General features: G+C 67.6%; 18 protein-coding genes and 1 pseudogene. 11 read left to right on the top strand and 8 right to left on the bottom strand.

The window, feature by feature from the left end; genetic code table 11:
* The 7 genes from ACE5CZ_RS00235 to ACE5CZ_RS00265 all read left to right on the top strand — a co-directional run.
* Positions 1-355: hypothetical protein (locus tag ACE5CZ_RS00235; RefSeq protein ID WP_374945343.1), on the top strand; the 355-nt coding region annotated here is incomplete at its 5' end.
* On the top strand, positions 331-1,164 hold the full coding sequence (locus tag ACE5CZ_RS00240) for a PKD domain-containing protein (RefSeq protein WP_374945344.1): 834 nt from the start codon (positions 331-333) through the stop codon (positions 1,162-1,164). The genes ACE5CZ_RS00235 and ACE5CZ_RS00240, both read left to right, overlap by 25 nt.
* A gap of 141 nt (positions 1,165-1,305) precedes the next feature.
* Positions 1,306-2,925 (top strand): trypsin-like peptidase domain-containing protein, encoded by a 1,620-nt coding sequence (locus ACE5CZ_RS00245; protein WP_374945345.1) that lies wholly within the window; start codon positions 1,306-1,308, stop codon positions 2,923-2,925.
* Between the two features lie 181 nt (positions 2,926-3,106).
* On the top strand, positions 3,107-4,174 hold the full coding sequence (locus ACE5CZ_RS00250; RefSeq protein ID WP_374945346.1) for a glycosyltransferase family 2 protein: 1,068 nt from the start codon (positions 3,107-3,109) through the stop codon (positions 4,172-4,174).
* A 2-nt stretch (positions 4,175-4,176) separates the two neighbouring features.
* Entirely contained in the window at positions 4,177-4,986 is an 810-nt protein-coding gene (locus ACE5CZ_RS00255) for a CDP-alcohol phosphatidyltransferase family protein (protein WP_374945347.1), read from the top strand.
* A 32-nt stretch (positions 4,987-5,018) separates the two neighbouring features.
* A complete protein-coding gene (locus ACE5CZ_RS00260) occupies positions 5,019-5,861 on the top strand; it encodes a glycosyltransferase family 2 protein (protein WP_374945348.1) in 843 nt (280 codons plus the stop codon).
* Positions 5,862-5,970: 109 nt separating this feature from the next.
* The gene (locus ACE5CZ_RS00265) at positions 5,971-7,245 is read left to right on the top strand and encodes a hypothetical protein (protein ID WP_374945349.1); all 1,275 of its coding nucleotides are present in this window, start codon (positions 5,971-5,973) and stop codon (positions 7,243-7,245) included.
* Positions 7,246-7,316: 71 nt separating this feature from the next.
* Here the strand turns inward: ACE5CZ_RS00265 and ACE5CZ_RS00270 are convergent, their stop codons facing one another.
* Positions 7,317-7,487 carry a hypothetical protein gene (locus ACE5CZ_RS00270; RefSeq protein ID WP_374945350.1) on the bottom strand — a complete coding sequence of 57 codons (171 nt, stop codon included), beginning with the start codon at positions 7,485-7,487 and terminating at the stop codon, positions 7,317-7,319.
* Positions 7,488-7,645: 158 nt separating this feature from the next.
* Complete coding sequence (locus ACE5CZ_RS00275; protein ID WP_374945351.1) at positions 7,646-8,548, bottom strand: hypothetical protein; 903 nt, start codon at positions 8,546-8,548, stop codon at positions 7,646-7,648.
* A gap of 122 nt (positions 8,549-8,670) precedes the next feature.
* Between ACE5CZ_RS00275 and ACE5CZ_RS00280 the strand changes: the two genes are divergently transcribed.
* Positions 8,671-9,123 carry a DUF427 domain-containing protein gene (locus ACE5CZ_RS00280; RefSeq protein ID WP_374945352.1) on the top strand — a complete coding sequence of 151 codons (453 nt, stop codon included), beginning with the start codon at positions 8,671-8,673 and terminating at the stop codon, positions 9,121-9,123.
* A 9-nt stretch (positions 9,124-9,132) separates the two neighbouring features.
* Here the strand turns inward: ACE5CZ_RS00280 and ACE5CZ_RS00285 are convergent.
* Both ACE5CZ_RS00285 and ACE5CZ_RS00290 read right to left on the bottom strand, forming a co-directional pair.
* A pseudogene (locus ACE5CZ_RS00285) lies at positions 9,133-9,972 on the bottom strand (DUF3097 domain-containing protein).
* Positions 9,973-10,026: 54 nt separating this feature from the next.
* A complete protein-coding gene (locus ACE5CZ_RS00290) occupies positions 10,027-11,376 on the bottom strand; it encodes a CoA transferase (RefSeq protein ID WP_374945353.1) in 1,350 nt (449 codons plus the stop codon).
* Positions 11,377-11,487: 111 nt separating this feature from the next.
* On the opposite strand from ACE5CZ_RS00290, the gene ACE5CZ_RS00295 reads away from it, so the two are divergent.
* Positions 11,488-12,459 carry an LLM class F420-dependent oxidoreductase gene (locus ACE5CZ_RS00295; RefSeq protein WP_374945354.1) on the top strand — a complete coding sequence of 324 codons (972 nt, stop codon included), beginning with the start codon at positions 11,488-11,490 and terminating at the stop codon, positions 12,457-12,459.
* 65 nt (positions 12,460-12,524) lie between these two features.
* Here the strand turns inward: ACE5CZ_RS00295 and ACE5CZ_RS00300 are convergent, their stop codons facing one another.
* On the bottom strand, positions 12,525-13,391 hold the full coding sequence (locus ACE5CZ_RS00300) for an aminotransferase class IV (protein ID WP_374945355.1): 867 nt from the start codon (positions 13,389-13,391) through the stop codon (positions 12,525-12,527).
* A complete protein-coding gene (locus tag ACE5CZ_RS00305) occupies positions 13,388-13,900 on the bottom strand; it encodes a metallophosphoesterase family protein (RefSeq protein ID WP_374945356.1) in 513 nt (170 codons plus the stop codon). The genes ACE5CZ_RS00300 and ACE5CZ_RS00305 overlap by 4 nt, the downstream gene beginning before the upstream one ends.
* 53 nt (positions 13,901-13,953) lie before the next feature.
* On the opposite strand from ACE5CZ_RS00305, the gene ACE5CZ_RS00310 reads away from it, so the two are divergent.
* The gene (locus ACE5CZ_RS00310; RefSeq protein ID WP_374945357.1) at positions 13,954-15,531 is read left to right on the top strand and encodes a methyltransferase; all 1,578 of its coding nucleotides are present in this window, start codon (positions 13,954-13,956) and stop codon (positions 15,529-15,531) included.
* 28 nt (positions 15,532-15,559) lie between these two features.
* Here the strand turns inward: ACE5CZ_RS00310 and ACE5CZ_RS00315 are convergent, their stop codons facing one another.
* A complete protein-coding gene (locus ACE5CZ_RS00315) occupies positions 15,560-15,964 on the bottom strand; it encodes a VOC family protein (protein ID WP_374945358.1) in 405 nt (134 codons plus the stop codon).
* A 79-nt stretch (positions 15,965-16,043) separates the two neighbouring features.
* Entirely contained in the window at positions 16,044-17,258 is a 1,215-nt protein-coding gene (locus ACE5CZ_RS00320; RefSeq protein WP_374945359.1) for a CynX/NimT family MFS transporter, read from the bottom strand.
* An 89-nt stretch (positions 17,259-17,347) separates the two neighbouring features.
* On the opposite strand from ACE5CZ_RS00320, the gene ACE5CZ_RS00325 reads away from it, so the two are divergent.
* The gene (locus ACE5CZ_RS00325; RefSeq protein ID WP_374945360.1) at positions 17,348-18,028 is read left to right on the top strand and encodes a hypothetical protein; all 681 of its coding nucleotides are present in this window, start codon (positions 17,348-17,350) and stop codon (positions 18,026-18,028) included.
* The last annotated feature ends 114 nt before the right edge of the window (positions 18,029-18,142 follow it).

Consider the following 18,142-nt stretch of genomic DNA (forward strand, 5'->3'; position numbering starts at 1 on the left):
CGATCTCGTGCTGTCGGAAGGCGGTGTAGAGCCGGAGCGTGTAAGTGTCGTAGCCGAATCCAAGGCTCTGGAAAAGTTCTTTAGCGACGCTCGCGATTTCCGAGACGGCGGGCTGCGTCTGGTGGGTGCGACAGCATTTGATTCGGTCAGCGTTCAGCAAGCGTCTGAGAGTCATGTCTCGTTCTACGTCTGCGACGATGTCTCTCAGACTGACCTCGTAAATGCATCTGGAACGTCCCTTGTGAAGGCGGACCGAATTGCCAGGTCTCCTTGGCAGATTACGGCGGAGATGTCAGGTGATCATGTGCTCCGAATCTCGAAAAAAGACCTATGGGCCGGAGAGAATTTTTGCTGACCGCGAGCCGGGCATTTTTCATACTCGCACTGGCACTCGTCCTGCTCTTCGCGAGCACGACGCCCGCGTATGCCATTAGTTGCTCCGCGGAGGACCAGTACACCGGAGGGTGCGGGGAGGTTTCTGGTGGTGGGGTCGACGTCGGGGTCGGGAGCACTCACGGGGGTGGCGGAGGACAAGGCCAGGGCGGCGACGGTGACTCGGCGGGTGGCAGCGAATCCGGGGGTGGGGCAGACGGTGCGGTCGAGGTTCCCTGCCTTGCCGCATCCGTCGAGCTCTGCGCCGAACAGCGACGCGTTCTCGCCGATGCGCCGACGGCCGCTCCGACGGTGACGACCAGGGAGGTCGCTCATCTCGTGCCCGCGGTCGGAATGCAGGGGATGGAGCCGAAGGGCTGGATGGTCGTGGGCCTTCCGACGAATTTCTTCGCCGACGTCACGCCGTCGGTCGTCTCGACCACTCTGCTGGGAACCCCGGCAGAGGTGCGGTTCACCCCGGTCTCGTTCACGTGGCAATACGGAGACGGATCGTCGACGACGAGTGCAACAGGAGGGGCGACCTGGGCCGCCCTCGGCGTCGCCGAGTTCTCCGAGACGGCGACCAGCCACATATATGACCGCCCCGGCGAATACTCCATCTCGCTCACCATCCTGTACTCGGCCGAGTACCGGATCGGAGTCGGGAATTGGCTGCCGTTGGCCGGAACGGTGCCGTCGACATCACCGCCGCTGACAGCATCGGCGAAGGCGGCGAAGACGGTGCTGGTAGCCGACGACTGCGGCCGACGTCGTGCCTCGCCGGGCTGCTGAATTCTGCGCACACGAGCGCGAGGTCGAGCGGTTCGCGAACTCCAAGCCTCGCCCGAGGGATACGGCAGTTCGTTTTCAGCCCACGCATAGACAACATCCAGCTTCGATGGCGATGCTTATCGAGCTTGGAAGGAGCACCCATTGTCTGAGAACACCGACAACCCGATCGACCCGGCGGCAGCCGAGGGCACTGACCGCGACGACACGACGAACACCGGTTCGAGCCCTGCCGCCACTCAGAACGCCCCCGCCTTCCCCCATTACGCGCCCAGCGTTCCCGCTGAGACCCACACCCAACCGACCGCACCGGAGCCGACCGCGCCTCAGCCGGCTGCGCCCCAGTCAGCCGCCCCCCAGCCCTACACGCCCGGATACTCGCAGGCCCCCCAGGCGTCGCAGCCGACGCTTGCGTACGCTGCGGCGCCGAGCAACTACGGCAACGGCGCGTTCGGACAACCACCGCAGCAGCCGCCCGTCGCCGGCGCCGAGACCTCGGGCACCCGCGCCTCGAAGCGCCGCGGCGGACCCGTGCTGATCGCGGCCCTAGCCGTCGCGGCCCTCGTGGGCGGAGCATCCGGAGCCGGAATCAGCGCGTGGGCCATCAGCCAGAACCAGCAGGCCACGAACACCAGCGCGACCGGCCCGCAGACCATCACGGTGAACAACGCCGACGATGCAACGCTTGCGACTGCCGTCGCCGCCAAGGCGTCACCGTCGGTCGTCACGATCTCGGTCAACGATGGATCGTCGGGAGGCACGGGCTCGGGCGTCATCCTGTCGGAGGACGGCTACATTCTCACCAACACTCACGTCGTCACCCTCGACGGGGCCACGGCCAACCCGACCATTCAGGTCACCACGAACGACGGCCGCCTCTTCACTGGCACGCTCGTCGGCACCGACCCCGTCGCAGACCTTGCCGTGGTCAAGCTCGACAAGGCCAGCGATCTCACCCCCATCACCTGGGGCGACTCGACCAAGCTCAACGTCGGAGACTCCGTGGTCGCGATCGGCGCACCGCTCGGCCTGTCTGGCACGGTCACCACCGGCATCGTCAGCGCGCTCAATCGGGCGATCACCGTCGCTTCCTCCGCGGCTCCGCAGGGAGACGACACAGACTCGACGGCCCCCGATGACAACGGCGACTCGGGCGACGGCAGCCAGCAGAACCCCTACGACTTCTGGAACTTCGACATTCCGGGCCAGGACGGCTCGCAGTCGCAGACTCAAACGCAGCCCACGTCGAGCATCTCGCTCGCGGTCATCCAGACCGACGCGGCAATCAACCCCGGAAATTCGGGTGGTGCGCTGCTGAACGACCAGGGCGAACTCATCGGAATCAACGTCGCGATCGCCAGCGCGGGCTCGACCAGCGCCGAGAGCCAGTCGGGATCCATCGGGGTCGGCTTCTCCATTCCAGCCTCGCTCGCGCAGCGGATCGCGGAGGAGATCATCACAGATGGCGCGGGAAGTCACGGACTGCTCGGAGCATCCGTCGCCGACGCCAGTTCGGATGAGGAGCTCGCCAGCGTCACCGCCGGAGCACTCGTGCAAGAGGTCTCGGCGGGCGGCGCCGCGGAGAAGGCGGGCATCAAGTCGGGCGACGTCATCACCGCGTTCGACGGCATCCCCGTCGCCAGCGCGACCGATCTTACCGCGCAGGTGCGCAGCCTCGCGGCCGGCTCGGATGCAACGCTCTCGGTCTACCGAGACGGCAAGACCCAGGACATCGACGTGACGCTCGGAGAGCTCACCCAGTAGGCGATCGACTGATCAGCGATCCCCGGGCAGCTTCGGCTGCTCGGGGATCGCTGCGTGCTGGGCGCGATCGCCGAACGGATGCCGGCGCTCGGCCCTGCGATAGGCTCGATCGGCCAGCGTCGGCGCAGCGACATCGAACCACCGCGTGCGACTGGCACCCGAACTACAACGAGTGGATGCCATGACCCCCAACACCCCCGCGAGTTCCCTGCCCGGCGTCTCCTACGTCATGCCGGTGCTCAACGAGGTCACCCACGTCGAAGCCGCGATCGACAGCCTGCTCGCGCAGGACTACCGCGGCCCGTTCGACGTGATCGTCGCGCTCGGTCCCAGCATCGACGGAACCGCCGAACTTCTCGAGCGTCTCTCCCGGGTCGACCCGCGCATCCAGGTCATCGACAATCCCACGGGCTCGACCCCCAGCGGATTGAACGTGGCCATCACCGCGTCACACAACCCGATCGTGGTGCGCGTCGACGCCCACTCCGTGCTTCCGGCCGACTACACGCGCATCGCCGTCGAAACGATGGCGCGCACGAACGCCGCCAACGTGGGCGGCATCATGCAGGCCGAGGGCACCACACCGTTCGAGAACGCGGTCGCCACGGCGTACGGGTCGGCGATCGGACTCGGCGGCGGCCAGCATCACCTCGGGGGCGACGAGGGACCGGCCGAGACGGTCTACCTCGGAGTCTTCCGTCGCGAGTGGCTCCAGCGCGTCGGCCTATTCGACGAGGAGATACGCCGCGGCCAGGACTGGGAGCTGAACCGACGCCTGCGCGAGGCCGGGGGAGTCGTGTGGTTCACCCCGGAGCTCACCGTGATCTACCGACCGCGGCCGTCGCTCGAGACGCTCGCCCGGCAGTTCTTCTCGACCGGGCTGTGGCGAGGCGACCTGGCGCGACGGTTCTTCAGTTCGAACGCCCTCAAGTACTTCGCCCCGCCCGTGGCCGTGCTGAGCGTGGTGCTCGGTCTGCTGCTGGGCTGCTTCGGCTACTTCGGACTCATCGGCAACGCCCAGGGCCCCGCGCTCGTGATCTCGTGGATCTTCACCGCGCTGTTCATCTTTCCGATCCTCTACCTGCTGCTCGTCGTCGTGGCGTCGATCGGCGTCGTCGCTCGTCGCGGCATTCGCACGGGTGCATGGTTTCTCGTAGTCTTGCCGTGCATTCACTTCAGTTGGGGAACGGGCTTCATTCTGGGGTTCTTGAAGCTCACGAGCAACATCACCGCGCACACCGGAAGGTAACCGTGTCACCGACGCCAACGCGAGGACGCCCGTCCTCGATCGCCGAGCTGCGCGCGGTCGCTCAGCCCCCCGAGGTTCGGGGCCGCCGCAATGCCGAGCACTGGACCGCGTCGCTCTATCTACGCAACATCTCTCCCTACCTCACCTGGTTCCTACTGAAGACGTCGATCTCGGCTAACGGCGTCACGGGCCTGATGATCCTGGTCGGATGGTCGACGGCGGCCGCGCTGCTGATTCCCGGAATCGGCGGCGCGTTCCTCGCCCTGGTTCTGGGTCAACTGCAGATGCTCGTCGACTGCTGCGACGGCGAGGTCGCCCGATGGCGGCGCACCTCGTCGCCCGCAGGCGTCTTTCTCGACAAGGTGGGCCACTACACGACCGAGTCGCTGATCCCGATCGCCCTGGGCATCCGTGCAGCCGGCTTTCCCTTCGACGCCCCGGCCGACTACCTCTGGACGACGCTCGGCTTCGCGCTGGCCCTCGTGATCGTGCTCAATAAGGCGCTCAACGACATGGTGCACGTGGCGCGGGCGAATGCCGGCCTCAGCAAGCTCGCCGACAAGCAGGGCGAGTCCGAGCCCTCTCAGCGTCTTGTCGCCCGGCTGCGCAGGCTGGCGCGGTTCGTGCCGTTCCACCGCCTCTATCATTCGGTCGAGCTCACCATGTTCGCGTTCGCGTTCGCGATTCTCGGACTCTTCATCGGCGGCCCCCTCGCCGACCGCATTCTGCTCGGAGCCCTGCTCCCACTTGCCGTGCTGGCCCTCGTGGGCCACTTCGTCGCGATCATGGCCTCGAAGCGGGTGCGCTCATAGTCGACGAGATCAGTCCCCGCGTCGGCGTCGTCGTGCTGACCCAGGGCACGCGACCCGATGATCTTCGGCGGGGCCTCGAGTCGATTCTCGCCCAGACGGGAGTCGTACTCGACGTCGTGTGCGTCGGAAACGGCTGGGCGCCGACGGGGTTGCCCGACGGCGTCGCATCCCTGGCGCTCGCCGAGAACCTCGGCATTCCCGCGGGCCGGAACGCCGGCGTGAGCGCCGTCTCCGGCGACTTCATCTTCTTTCTCGACGACGACGCGAGCATCCCGTCGCCCACGTTCGTGATCGACGCGATCGGCATCATCCGGGCCGACCCGCGCATCGGCCTCGTGCAGCCCCGGGTGATCGACCCGCTGGGCCTGGCGAATCCCCGTCGCTGGACTCCGCGCATCCGCAAGGGCGACCCGAGCGTGTCGTCGCCCGTCTTCTCGGTGTGGGAGGGCGCGGTGTTGCTGCCGCGCGACGTCTTCGATGCAACAGGCGGATGGGCGGCCCCGTTCTTCTACGCCCACGAGGGCATCGAGCTGGCGTGGCGCGTCTGGAACGAGGGCCTCGTCACCTGGTATGCAGGAGACCTCGTCGCGAACCATCCGGCGATCGAACCCACGCGCCACTCGTACTACTACCGGCTCAACGCGCGCAACCGCGTCTGGCTGGCCAAGCGCAACCTGCCCGCGATTCTCGTGCCGATCTATGTGGGCTCGTGGACCGGCATCCAGATTCTTCGCTGGGCTCGTCGGCCCGCGGCTCTCAACGCCTGGTTCGGCGGCTGGCTGGCAGGCTGGCGCGAAGACGCCGGCGAACGCCGACCGATGCGGTGGCGCACGGTGCTGCGGATGACCATGGCCGGGCGGCCGCCGATCGTCTAGCAACCGTGCGCTCCGACGCGTGTGGACGCATGCCGCCCGTTCATCACGATTGACTACCGGAACGACGCCGGTGTCCGGCCCCCGGCAGAGCCTGAGTACCCTTGAAATCGTGGGAATTCTTCGTGACGCCAGGCTCGGACTCAAGGTCGGACTCGACCTCCTGAAGTCGCGGCGCACGCGCGGAGAGCTCGCCCGCAAGCTCTCTCGACGGCCGTCTTTCGCACCCGACACGTTCGAGATCGGCGTGTACTTCGCCGACGGCGACGTGAACCTCTACCAGCTACGCCAGTGGTACGAACCGTTGGCCGAGCTGGCCAAGACCTGGCCCGTGGTCATCCTCAGCCGCAATCCCTCTGCCATGAACGCCCTTCTCGACGAATCGCCGATTCCCGTGGCGTACGTGCGCAAGGTCGTCGACCTCGAACAGCTGATCGAAGAGCAACCGCTCAAGATCGTCTTCTATGTGAACCAGAACACCCGCAACTTCCAGATGATGCGCTACGGGCGCCGCTGGCACGTTTTCATCAACCATGGTGAGAGCGACAAGATGTATATGACGACCAACCAGTTCAAGGCCTACGACTACAGCATGGTCGCGGGCGAGGCCGCCGTCGCTCGGCTGAATCGCGTCTTGTGGGATTACGACTTCGACACGCGCGCCATCCGGATCGGGCGACCGCAGGCAGATCACTATTCGGGGCCCGTGCCGTATGTGCCCGATGAGCGTCGCGTGGTGCTGTACGCGCCGACGTGGGAGGGCGATCGGCCATCGGCCGCCTACGGGTCGATTGCGACGCACGGCGTCACTCTGGTGTCGGCTCTTTTGGCGACCGGTGAGCACCGCGTGATCTACCGTCCGCATCCGCGGAGTGGCGTCGTCGATGCGGGCTATGCTGCGGCGAACCGGCAGATCATCACGATGATCGCCCAGGCCAACGCGGCAGACCCGCGTGCGCAGCATGTGTTCGACGACGGTCCGCAGCTCGGGTGGCAGCTCGCTGCGGCGGACCTGGCGATCGTCGATATCTCGGCGATGGTCTACGACCGGCTCGCCAGCGGAAAGCCGCTTCTCGTGACGCGGCCCGCAAATGCCCTGGCCGACATCGACTCGAGCGGTTATCTTTTCGAGGCCGAGTGGCTCGACGCCGATGAGGCCGCCGACATCGTGTCACGCATGGATGCCCTCGACCACGATCCCGAAGCCGAGACTCGCCTCGCATTCTGGGTCGAGCGCTACTTCGGCGACACGACGCCCGGTGCCTCGACTCGCAAGTTCTCTGAGGCCGTCGACGGCCTCATGGCCGACTGGCGAAGAAATGCGGCGCTTCACGCCGACGACGGCCCGGCCGACGACCACGAGCCCGTGATCGAGGAGTCGCTCTGAGCGAAGCATCAGTCCTCTCGTGGAGGCGTCGGTTGGCGCGGCGATCAGCTGGCGTCAGCGATCGACTGGCGTCAGCGGTCCACGCGAGCAAGTCGCATGCGCACCAGCACGACCGCGGCGCCGGTCACCACCAAGACGACCGCGGCGGCGACGAGCATGGGAACGAACGCCACACCGGTGTCGGCCAGCTCGGTGCTGATCGGCGCTACCTCGGTGATGAATCGATCGAACAGTGCTCTCACCTCGCTTCGGCCTGGTGTAACGAATCGGTAACTTCACCCAGTCTAGCAGTCGGCTCTCAGCAATCCGTCATATTGGTGTGCGAGTAGCGCAGGCGACACAGAATTGGGAGCACTTCCGAGCGATTGTCCGAGCGGCTTCGTTTCGATACGCGCGGTAATCAGATCCGCACGTCCGGCCAGACCGAGCCCGGCGCATCCGGTGCGTGCACCACGGGATCGGATTTCGTGCGGGAGCGCGTGAGCATGCGGGGGAGCCGAGACGGTTTCGCCGGTGTCAGTTCGTTCTGCGTGGACGCCGTCTTCTCGCGAGGCACGACCACCTTCGGCTCGAGGCTGGCGGGGAAGAACGGCGGGGGAGGCCCGAATGCGGTGCGGGCGCTGTGCACGACCTTGCGCCCGAGGATGTGGTTTCCGGTTCCGCCGATGACCGCGCCCACGCCGAAGGGCACAAGGCGACCGACGGCACCGGCACCCGTGCGAGCGGCGAGATGCTTGAGGAAGGTCGTCCTGAGTCGATCGGCTATCGGTCCGATGGCGAACTGGGGAAGGTTTCGGGTGACCAGCGTGCCCCAGTACTGGCTCCGTGGCGCCCCTGTACCGGTGACCTGGCCGGCCAGCTGTTTCACGAGGTCGGCTCCCGCCGAGCCCATCATCATCGACATGACAAGCGTGCGCGCCCGATCGGGATCGTCGACCGCGATGCCGTGGACCTCGGTGATGGACTGCGCGAACAGGGCGCTGGCCTCGAGGAAGCCGGCCGTCTCGACCCCGGTGAGCGCGAGAGAGACGCCGACGCCGATGCCCGGGATGACCGCGCTCGCACCCACCGCGGCTCCACCCGTCGTGACGGCGGCGAGGTAGCGCGCTTCGAGGATGCGGATGATCTGCTCGGGCGACGCATTCGGGTGCATACGGCGGATCGATCGGATGTGCGCGATCACCACGGGCCGGTGCACGCTGAGCAGGCCGTCTATTCCACGAGTGAACTGGGGGTGCAGGTCGGGGTCGTAGATCGTGGGGCCGGGTTGCGCTTCGCCGAGCTGCTTCTGCTTCTTCGCCACTGATGATCCTTCGTTCGGTCGGTGGGGGCACCATCCTACGATCCGTACCCGGAAGAGCGTAGTTTCGATACATTGATACCCGACCCCCGCACGCGCAGATTCCCGCCGACGGCCAGGAGTCGGTGTGGGACTACCCACGCCCGCCCCGCGTCGAGAAATCGACCGAACGCATCCGCATAACCCTGGGCGGTGTCGTCATCGCAGACAGCGTCGATGCGGTCCGCGTTCTCGAGACGAGTCACCCGCCCGTCTACTACGTGCCCCGATCCGATTTCGCCGAAGGGGTCCTGAGCGCGGCGACCGGGAGCTCGTTCTGCGAGTTCAAGGGATCGGCGAAGTACGTCACGCTGCGCGGCGGCGGTGCGGTCGCACCGGGCGCGGGCTGGTTCTACCCCACGCCGACCGCGGGCTTCGACGAGCTGCGAGATCGAGTCGCCGTGTACCCGGGGGCGATGGATGCCTGCACCGTCGACGGTGAGACCGTCGCGCCCCAGGAGGGCGACTTCTACGGGGGCTGGATCACGTCGCGCGTCGTCGGGCCCTTCAAGGGAGCGCCGGGCACGCTCGGCTGGTGAGCCCCGGCGCTACTCGGCCGTGACGAAGTCGAGGAGCTGCTCGACCCGGCCGAGCAGTTGCGGCTCGAGGTCGGCGTAGGTCGACACACGAGCCAGGATGCGCTGCCAGGCGCGCGCGATGTCGGCCTGCTCGGCGTGCGGCCATCCGAACGCCTCGCAGATTCCATGCTTCCACTCGATCGAGCGGGGGATGACCGGCCACTCGGTGAGACCGAGTCGCGTGGGCTTAACCGACTGCCACACGTCGACTTAGGGGTGGCCCACGACCATCACGGTGGCCCCGTGCGGGCCGCGGGCGACCCTGTCGGCGATGCGACTCTCCTTGGAGTTCGGAACCAGGTGATCGACGAGTACGCCCACCCGGCGGCCCGGGCCGGGCCGGAACTCCGCGAGAACCGCTTCGAGGTGGTCGACGCCCTCGAGGTACTCGACGACGACGCCTTCCGAGCGCAGGTCCGATCCCCAGACCTTCTCGACGAGCTCGGCGTCGTGTCTACCCTCGACGAAGATGCGGCTGGCGCGGGCCACCCGGGCGCGTTGCTGCGGGCCGGCGATCGAACCGGATGCCGTGCGGCCTAGCCCGGTCTGCTTCGTTCGCGGCGCGCGTACGGCGACGGGCGTGCCCTCGAGGAGAAATCCGGGGCCGAGGGGGAACATGCGGCGCCGGCCCCTGCGATCCTCCAGTTCGAGCATCCGTCCCTCGACGCGCACGACCGACCCGCAGAAATCGCTGGCCACGTCTTCGAGAACGAGGTCGCTGACCGCCTCGACGACCGGCAGGTCTATCTTCGCGGGGCGCCGGGAGAAGTCGGCCAGCACATCGGAGCCGTAGCGGTCGTCGTTGTTCATCTGCTCGACGCTAGCAAGCCGCATCCCGCCCAGCTCCGAGGCTCGCGGGAGGGCTCATGTCCATTCGGGCGCGTCGGCTCCGAGCGGATGCGCGGGTGACGCGTAGTCGGCGAATTCTGCGAAGGCGGGTCGCGCCGTCGTGTAGTCGTTGTGTGTGACGACGACGTCGCCCGACAAGGCGGCCCGTTCAGAGGCGCCCCCCGTTTGATCGCCGGACAGGAGCTCGGAGGCTACGCCCGCGAGCGAGACGGAGATGCGTCTCCCGGATGGATCGTCGAGCCGACGGGTCAGGGCGCGTACGACCTCCGCGGCGAGCCGGTACCCCGCCGAGTGGTCGAGGGCCTGAACCGGCAGGGCGCCCGGAATGGCATACCCGAGGTCGCCGGACTTCGATTCGATCATCGAGATTCCGGTGACCGCCTGCACCAGGCTGTCGAATCCGCGGCGGGTGCGCCATCCATCGACGTCGCCCCAGGCATCCACTGTCGCATGCACCAGGCCCGGCGGGAGCGTGAGCCCGACGCTGTCGATCGCGCCCGGGCGGTATCCGCTGATGAGAACATCGGCCTCGGCCACGAGGGCGTCGAGCGTCGCCCGCCCGGTCGGGCTCGTACCGTCGATGAGCGTCGACCTCTTGCCCTGACCCGTGTCGACATGCTGCAGCGCGATCTCGGGCATGAACGGCGGGTCGACCCGCAGCACATCGGCCCCGAGCAGGGCGAGGCTGCGAGTGGCGACGGGCCCCGCGATCACACGCGTGAGATCGAGAACCCGGATGCCGGCGAGCGGCGCCGTGCGATCGACGCGCGGCCGTCGTGGTACGTCGCGCGGCCGTGGTGGCACGTCGCGCGGCCGTGCTGGAGCGTCGCGCTGGCCGGTGAGCGCTTCGCTGCATACGACGCTCGCGGGCGCAGCCCATTCGCCGGGCTCGCGAACCCGCACGGCCAGGGCTCCGACAGACCACGCCGCCTCCTCGATGGCGCTCGCGTCGAGGACCTCGACCGCCGCGGCGAACTCCGTGGCGGTCGCCGTCTCGTCGAGGCCGGCGGCCAGGCAGAGGCGTCGCCGGTGGTGCGGGTAGTTCGCGTGCGTTCTGATCCACCCGTCGCGTGCGCGGAAAAAGCCCGAGAGCTCGGCGAACAGCTGGACTTCTGCGCCGTGCTGTCGCAGCAGCCGGTCGCTGCCGTATGCAGCGGCGATGCGGTCGGCATCCAGGACCCATGCGAGGGGCGCGCGTCTGGATGCAACGAGATGCGCGTTGATCGCACCGGCGAAATCCGCGATGCTGCGCGAAGCCAACCCCGCGACATCCAGGGCCGACGGCAGGAGCCGTCGCAGGCGGGTCATCTCCGGCGCGGTCACGAGCGGATCGACGAATGGCAGAGGAGAACCGGCATGGGGCATGCGAGCACGCTACTCCGATCGTCCAGCACACCGTCACAGGCAGGGCAACCCCTGACGATGCCGCGCAGTCGCCTCGTAGCGTGGAAAGAACAGACGAGAAAGGCAGAGACGATGAAACGCTTCGGCTACACCCTCATGACAGAGCAGAGCGGCCCGAAGGAGCTCGTGGGCTACGCGGTCGACGCTGAGCGAGCGGGATTCGACTTCGAGGTCTCGAGCGATCACTACTCGCCCTGGATAACCGAGCAGGGGCACGCGCCCTATGCCTGGTCGGTGCTCGGCGCCGTCGCCCAGGCCACCGAGCGGGTCGAGATCGCGACCTACGTCACGTGTCCGACAATGCGCTACCACCCGGCCGTGATCGCGCAGAAGGCGGCGACGATGCAGCTTCTCAGCGACGGACGGTTCATCCTCGGACTCGGATCGGGAGAGAATCTCAACGAGCATGTGGTCGGCGAGGGATGGCCGTCTGTGGCGCCCCGGCAGGACATGCTCGAAGAGGCGGTCACGATCATCCGCCAACTGCACTCGGGCGACCTCGTCACCTGGGAGGGCGAATACTTCCGAATCGACTCCGCGCGCATCTGGGACGTGCCCGCAGGGGGTGTTCCTATCGGCATCGCCGTGTCGGGCGAGAAATCCATCGAGAGGTTCGCGCCCCTCGGCGACCATCTCATCGCCACGGAGCCGTCGGCCGAGCTGATCTCCGGCTGGTCCGCGGCTCGGTCAGGGGCCGCGCCCTCCCGCTCGATCGGGCAGATCCCTATCAGTTGGGCACCAGACAAGCAGGATGCCATTGCCCGGGCACACGAGCAGTTCCGCTGGTTCGCGGGCGGCTGGGCGGTGAACTCCGACCTGCCGACGCCGGCCGGCTTCGAAGGCGCCAGCCAATTCGTGCGACCAGAAGACGTGGCCGAGCAGATCGCCTGCGGACCCGACCTCGACGAACTCGCCGAGAGCGCCCGGCCGTTCCTCGACGCCGGTTTCACAGACCTGGCGATCGTGCAGGTCGGCGACGAGCTGCAGCAGCGGTTCCTCGACGAGGTCGCCGAACCACTGCTCGAGAAGCTGCGCGCGCTCTGACCTCCGACGTTGGTCGAGAGAAGCCGCCGTTACACCGATCCGCTGAATTCACGGGCACGGCCTGCTCACTCGGCCCGCGTGACCGAGCCCAGCCAATCGTTGAGGGCGCGCGTCAGATCGTCGTCGACGGGCATGGGATGCGCGTCGAGCGTGTGCACGGCAACCGCCTGACGCACGCTCGACACGAGCCAGATGGCGTCGCAGTCGGCGAGGTCGCGGGCGCGGATGGGCGCGAAGCGCGTTCGGAGGCCCCGCGACTCGAAGAAACGGAAAGCGGTCGCCTGGGTCGTGCCGGCCAGGATCCCCGTCTCGGCGCCGGGGCTCTCGACGAGGTCGCCCCGTCGCACGACGAGACTCGATGTGGGGCCTTCGAGTGCGAGCCCATCGCTCGACGTGAAGATCACGTCATCGGCACCGCGTCGGGATGCCTCGCGAATGGCTGCCGCATTCGTGGCGTACGACAAGTGCTTGGCTCCCAGCAGGAGCCAGGGCGCGCCCGCCGCAACATCGCTCGCGTAACCCCGGTCGAGCGTGACAACCGAGACCCCGATGCGCCGGATGTCGGAGAAATCGCGGGCAGGACGGGCGAGCAGCCACGAGGTGGGCGAGTCGCCCCCACCCTCGACCCCCCTCGTCATGACGAGCGTGACGGCGAGCCGCTCGACCGGGTCGTGCGTGGCGATCGCCTGCGCAAGCGCCTCCGTCCACGTCGAGCGCGCGAGCACGGGCAGGTCGAGGTCGGCGGCGGACGCCTCGAGCCGGTCGAAGCGGGCGTCGAGCGGAGGCATCCGGCCCTCGATCACGCTGATGCTCTCGAAGATGCCGTCACCCCGAGTCGCTCCCCAGTCGGTCACCATCAGCTGAGGCTCGCTGGGGTCGGCGCGGCGGATGCCGGATGCATCGATGAGAAAAAGAACGGGCGACGAGGTCATGCCGGGTCCCGGTCGACGGGGTGCAGCTCGATGTCGCGGAGTTCGCCGCCATCGGCGACGGCCGTGATGTACGTGCACCGGGGCTGGCGCCGACGATCCGTAGGCGAGCCCGGGTTGAGCAGGCGCAGGCCGCCGGCGGCCGTGCTGTTCCACGGGATGTGACTGTGGCCGAAGACGAGAACGTCCGTCCCAGTGAACTTCCGGCCCATCCGCTCGTCTCGACCGGCTGCAGGGCCCGTCTCATGGATCATCGCGAAGCGGACGCCCTCGACGTCGAACCGCGCGGTTTCGGGCAACCGCGATCGCAGCCCGTCACCGTCGTTGTTTCCGTACACGCCCACGAGGCGCCGTGACCTGTGCTGCAGCTCGTCGAGGGTCAGCTCGTCGACCCAGTCGCCGGCGTGCAGAACCACGTCGGCGCCCTCGATCGCCGCCCAGAGGGCGCGAGGTAGCTTCTTCGCCCGCCTGGGCAGGTGGGTGTCGGCCATGATCACGATGCGGGTGCTCACCCGATCAGTCTGACAGGGCAGCCGGGGCAGCGCAGGTGGGATTGAATAAGGAGGTGACTCATCCCCAGCGCGACCTCATCGCGGCCCTTCGTTTTGATCTCACCGCAGCGGGTTTCACCGTTTCGGCCCTCTCCGGGCTCTGGGGTCCGGATGCCGACGCGGCGTTGCACCGCAACCAGCGCGTTCCCGCCCTGCGGGCCCTCGCCCGGCTCAGGCGCACCCTCGGTCATTCGACCCCGACGGCGACCCTCGCAGAACTATTCGTGCTCGGCCTGCCCGTGTCGCCGGGGCAACTCTCCGACGCCCTGCCGAGCCTGGGCATCCGAGGAGCGGCAGAGCTGCGCCTCATCTCATCCGTCGACGAGCATGACGAGAGCGTGCGGCCCACGGCCGACCTGCGCCCCTACAGCTTTCTCGACCAGCTCGGGGTGGGCAGCTGGTGGATCATGAGCGATCTCGGGGAATTGTCGCTCGGCCACGCCGTCGGCGAAGACCACGTGCTCGGAGTCGGCGGCGCCTCGCTCACCCTGAGTGGCCTCATGGTGCAGCGCCCCGTCGACAGTGCCCTCGATCTGGGCACCGGATGCGGCATCCAGGCGATGCACGCGGCACGCCACGCACGCCGGGTCGTGGCAACAGACATATCAGCCCGCGCCCTCGACATCGCCGCGGTGAACGCCGAGCTCAACGGCTTCGAGAACATCGAATTCCGTCTCGGAAGCCTGTTCGAACCCGTCGCCGACGAGTCGTTCGACCAGATCGTCTCCAACCCGCCCTTCGTGATCACCCCCCGAGCCGAGGGGGTTCCGAGCTATGAATACCGCGACGGAGGGCTGGTCGGCGACGCGCTGGTGCAGCACGTCGTGCAGCACGCGGTCGAGTTCCTGAATCCCGGTGGCCTGGCCCAGTTTCTCGGCAATTGGGAGTACACCCGCGATCGTGCGGGTCTCGACCGGGTGAACGACTGGCTCGACGAAGCGGCCGATCAGACGCTCGACGCATGGATCATCGAGCGCGACGTGCAGCACATCGACGAGTACGCCGAGACCTGGATCCGCGACGGCGGAACCACACCCGCGACGTCCGAGTTCGACCGGCTCTACGGCGCGTGGCTGAACGATTTCGAGCATCGCGGCGTCGAACGGGTCGGATTCGGCTACGTGACGCTGCGTAGACCGGATGCGGCTCAGCCGCCGATATCGGAAGCTCCGCTTCGCCGTCTCGAGCAGCTGCACGGCCCGCTGGGTGGTTCTGGCTCGGGTCTCGGCGCGCACCTCGCCGACTGCCTCGACGGACGCGACTGGGAGGCGAGCCGCAGCGATGCCGAACTTGCGGCGTCGACGCTCGTCGTCGCATCCGATGTCACGGTGGAACGGCACTACTGGCCCGGCGACGACGATCCGACGGCCATGATTCTGAGGCAGGGTGGCGGATTCGGCCGCCAGACCCCCATCGACACCGGGCTCGCGGCACTCGTCGGAGCCTGTGACGGCGAACTCAGCATCGCGGCCATCTGCGCTGCTCTCGCCCAGCTGCTCTCGGTCGACGCCCAGGCGCTGTCGGCAGAACTGGTGCCGCTCGTTCGTCTGCTCGTCGACGACGCGATCCTCCTGCCGCCGACCGCTCGCTGAATCGTTCGCGTGGCCGCGGCGAGGCCGCTCACGCGGTTGAATCGGCGTCCGGCTTCATCCAGAACGGCGAGTAGTGGTAGCCGTCGAGGTCGTCGAACTGCCGTTGGTACATGAAGGGGTAGTCGTCGATGTCACCGACCCGGCCACCGGCGGCCCTGGCGCGTTCGGCGAGCTCGTCGACCGCCTCACGGCTGCCCAGGTCGAAGGAGACAGTGACCTTCGACGGGGTGCCGGGTCCGCCGACCAGCTCATCGATTCCGCCGACGCTGGCGTACATCTCGCGGCTGGTGAGCATGACGTACTGCTCTGGGGCGAATGCGAAGCATGACACGTCGTTACCGGACATGTCGGCGTTGGCCGTCCAGCCGAGGTCGGTGTAGAAGTCCGTCGCGCGCTCGACGCTATCGACAGGGCACGTGATGAAGAGGCTCATGCGGTCATACTTTCAAAGGAGAACTCACCGGTCAAGGAGTCGGCCGCAGGATTCTCGATCGCATGAGGCATGCATGGCGTCACGGGTGGCGGGATTCGACCCGGGCGGCCGCCGTCACGCCCGTGACGAGAAGAACCAGAACGGATGCCGTCACCACGATGAGCGGGGCAGACCAGCCGCCGGTCGCCTCGTGCACCGCACCCACGACCGACGGTCCGGTGGCTGCCAGCAGATACCCGCCCCCCTGCACGAAGGCGGACATGCCCCTGGCTTGGTCGTCGCTTCTCGACATGCGCACGATGATGATGAAGACGATCGTGATACCGCCACCCTGGGCTGCGCCGCCGACCACCGACCACAGTGGCCACAGCTGCGGGGCGAGGAGAAGACCGAGCGGCATCGCCAACCAGAGCAGGCCGACGAGGCCGACCACGGAGCCGGGCCGCCAGCGGTTCGCCAGAAGAGGCACGCCCAGCGCGCCGACCACGGCGAGAATCTGGAAAATCGACGAGCTGGCACCGGCGGACTTGTCGTCGAGGCCCCGCACCTCGTGCAAGATAGTCGGCAGCCACGTCGTGATTGCGTAGTACGAGAATGCCTGCCCACCGAACGCGAGCGTCAAAAGCCATGCGGTGAGGCTTCGGTACGACGCCCGATGCGGCGGTGCGGCCCCCGAGCTGACGGTCGTCGTCGTGCGGTCTGCGAGAAGCGACCGGCGCCATCCGGTGGCCTGGCCCCACGCGACGATCGCAACAACGACCAACACGGCCCACGCCGTTATCGCCGCCCGCCAGCCCAGCCACTCGGCCAGGGGAGCAGTTGCGAGGGAGGTGACCATGGCGCCGACGTTGAGCGCCGCGGTGTAGACGCCCGTGACGATGCCGACCCGGGCCGCGGGAAAGTCTCGCCGCACAACGACGGGAACGACAACGTTGCCGATCGTGATGGCGATGCCTATCACGAGCGTTCCGATCACAGCCACGGCGAATCCACCCTGCGCCCTGATCAGGGTGCCGACGAGGATGCCCGTCAGCGAGATGTACACGGCGCGCTCCGGCCCCGCGCGACCGATCAGGGCCGCCGCAACAGGCGTCGCCAAAGCGAAGCAGAGCACGGGGAGGCTTGTAAGGAGACCGGCGGTGGCTGCAGACAGGCCGAGATCGTGGCGGATCTGGCCGATCACCGGGGCGATCGCGACGATCGGCCCACGAAGGTTGATTGCGAAGAAGACGACGGCCACCAGTAATAACCAGGGCATCGCACGGGAGGTGGTTGCGGTGTCGCGCGTTCTCATCACCCTCCATTATCCTGTTCCGCGCGGACACAGGTGCGCCACAGCCTGACTCGGGAGGATGGGAACCCGACCGTCAGAAAGGACCTCCCATGGGCTTCCTCGACAAACTCCTCGGGCGTGAACCCGAACAGACTCCACGCTTCGAATCGCACTCGGCACCCGATTACGGCACACCACCTGGCACAGTGAGGGATGCGGCGTCCGACAGCCGCTCCGACGACGACATCGCGATCGAGCGGTATCGCTACCTTCTGCGCACAGCGCCGCCCGAGACGATCGAACAGGTTCACGAGGAAGCATTCTCCCGTCTGACTGCCGACCAGCGCGCCCAGGTCTTCACGCAGTTGAGTGCCGAGGCGCCCCAGGGCGAGGCGCCGCGCGATGCAGGAGCTCCGGCGTTGGCGCAGGCCGCGACGAGGTCCGAGCTGCGCAATCCAGGAACGCTCGAGAGATCCCTCGGGGGTCCCGCACAGGCCGGGTTCGGATCCGGGATGGGGTCCATGTTCGCGGGTTCGCTACTCGGCAGCGTTGCCGGCATCGTGATCGGCAGCACACTCGCCCAGGCTTTCCTTCCCGACCTCGGCGGATCGGAGACCGGCGGGGCCGATGCCTCGGGCCAGGACGGCTCTGGGGAGGATGCCGGCGGCAGCGATGCGTCGGGTGCAGACGCATCAGGCGCGGACGCGTCTGGAGCGGATGGTGGCGGATTCGGCGACTTCGGCGGTGGCGACTTCGGCGGTGGCGACTTCGGAGGCGGGTTCGACTTCTAGGTGCGCGGTTTCGGGGCTGCGGCCACGGGGTAGTCGGTCGCATACCGTGCGAGAACTTCGGCCACCGGAGCATCCAGAACCAACGAACCCTTGTCGAGATAAAGCCCGCGGGTG

The organism is Agreia sp., from assembly GCF_964263775.1.
In the GTDB taxonomy this organism is placed as follows: Bacteria; Actinomycetota; Actinomycetes; order Actinomycetales; family Microbacteriaceae; genus Agreia.

Bases quoted from the DNA above. Each gene is read 5' to 3' on its own strand.
- ACE5CZ_RS00240 (WP_374945344.1), top strand. From the start codon at position 331: ATGGGCCGGAGAGAATTTTTGCTGACCGCGAGCCGGGCATTTTTCATA.
- ACE5CZ_RS00250 (WP_374945346.1), top strand. From the start codon at position 3,107: ATGACCCCCAACACCCCCGCGAGTTCCCTGCCCGGCGTCTCCTACGTC.
- ACE5CZ_RS00290 (WP_374945353.1), bottom strand. From the start codon at position 11,376: ATGCCCCATGCCGGTTCTCCTCTGCCATTCGTCGATCCGCTCGTGACC.
- ACE5CZ_RS00295 (WP_374945354.1), top strand. From the start codon at position 11,488: ATGAAACGCTTCGGCTACACCCTCATGACAGAGCAGAGCGGCCCGAAG.
- ACE5CZ_RS00300 (WP_374945355.1), bottom strand. From the start codon at position 13,391: ATGACCTCGTCGCCCGTTCTTTTTCTCATCGATGCATCCGGCATCCGC.
- ACE5CZ_RS00315 (WP_374945358.1), bottom strand. From the start codon at position 15,964: ATGAGCCTCTTCATCACGTGCCCTGTCGATAGCGTCGAGCGCGCGACG.
- ACE5CZ_RS00320 (WP_374945359.1), bottom strand. From the start codon at position 17,258: ATGAGAACGCGCGACACCGCAACCACCTCCCGTGCGATGCCCTGGTTA.
- ACE5CZ_RS00325 (WP_374945360.1), top strand. From the start codon at position 17,348: ATGGGCTTCCTCGACAAACTCCTCGGGCGTGAACCCGAACAGACTCCA.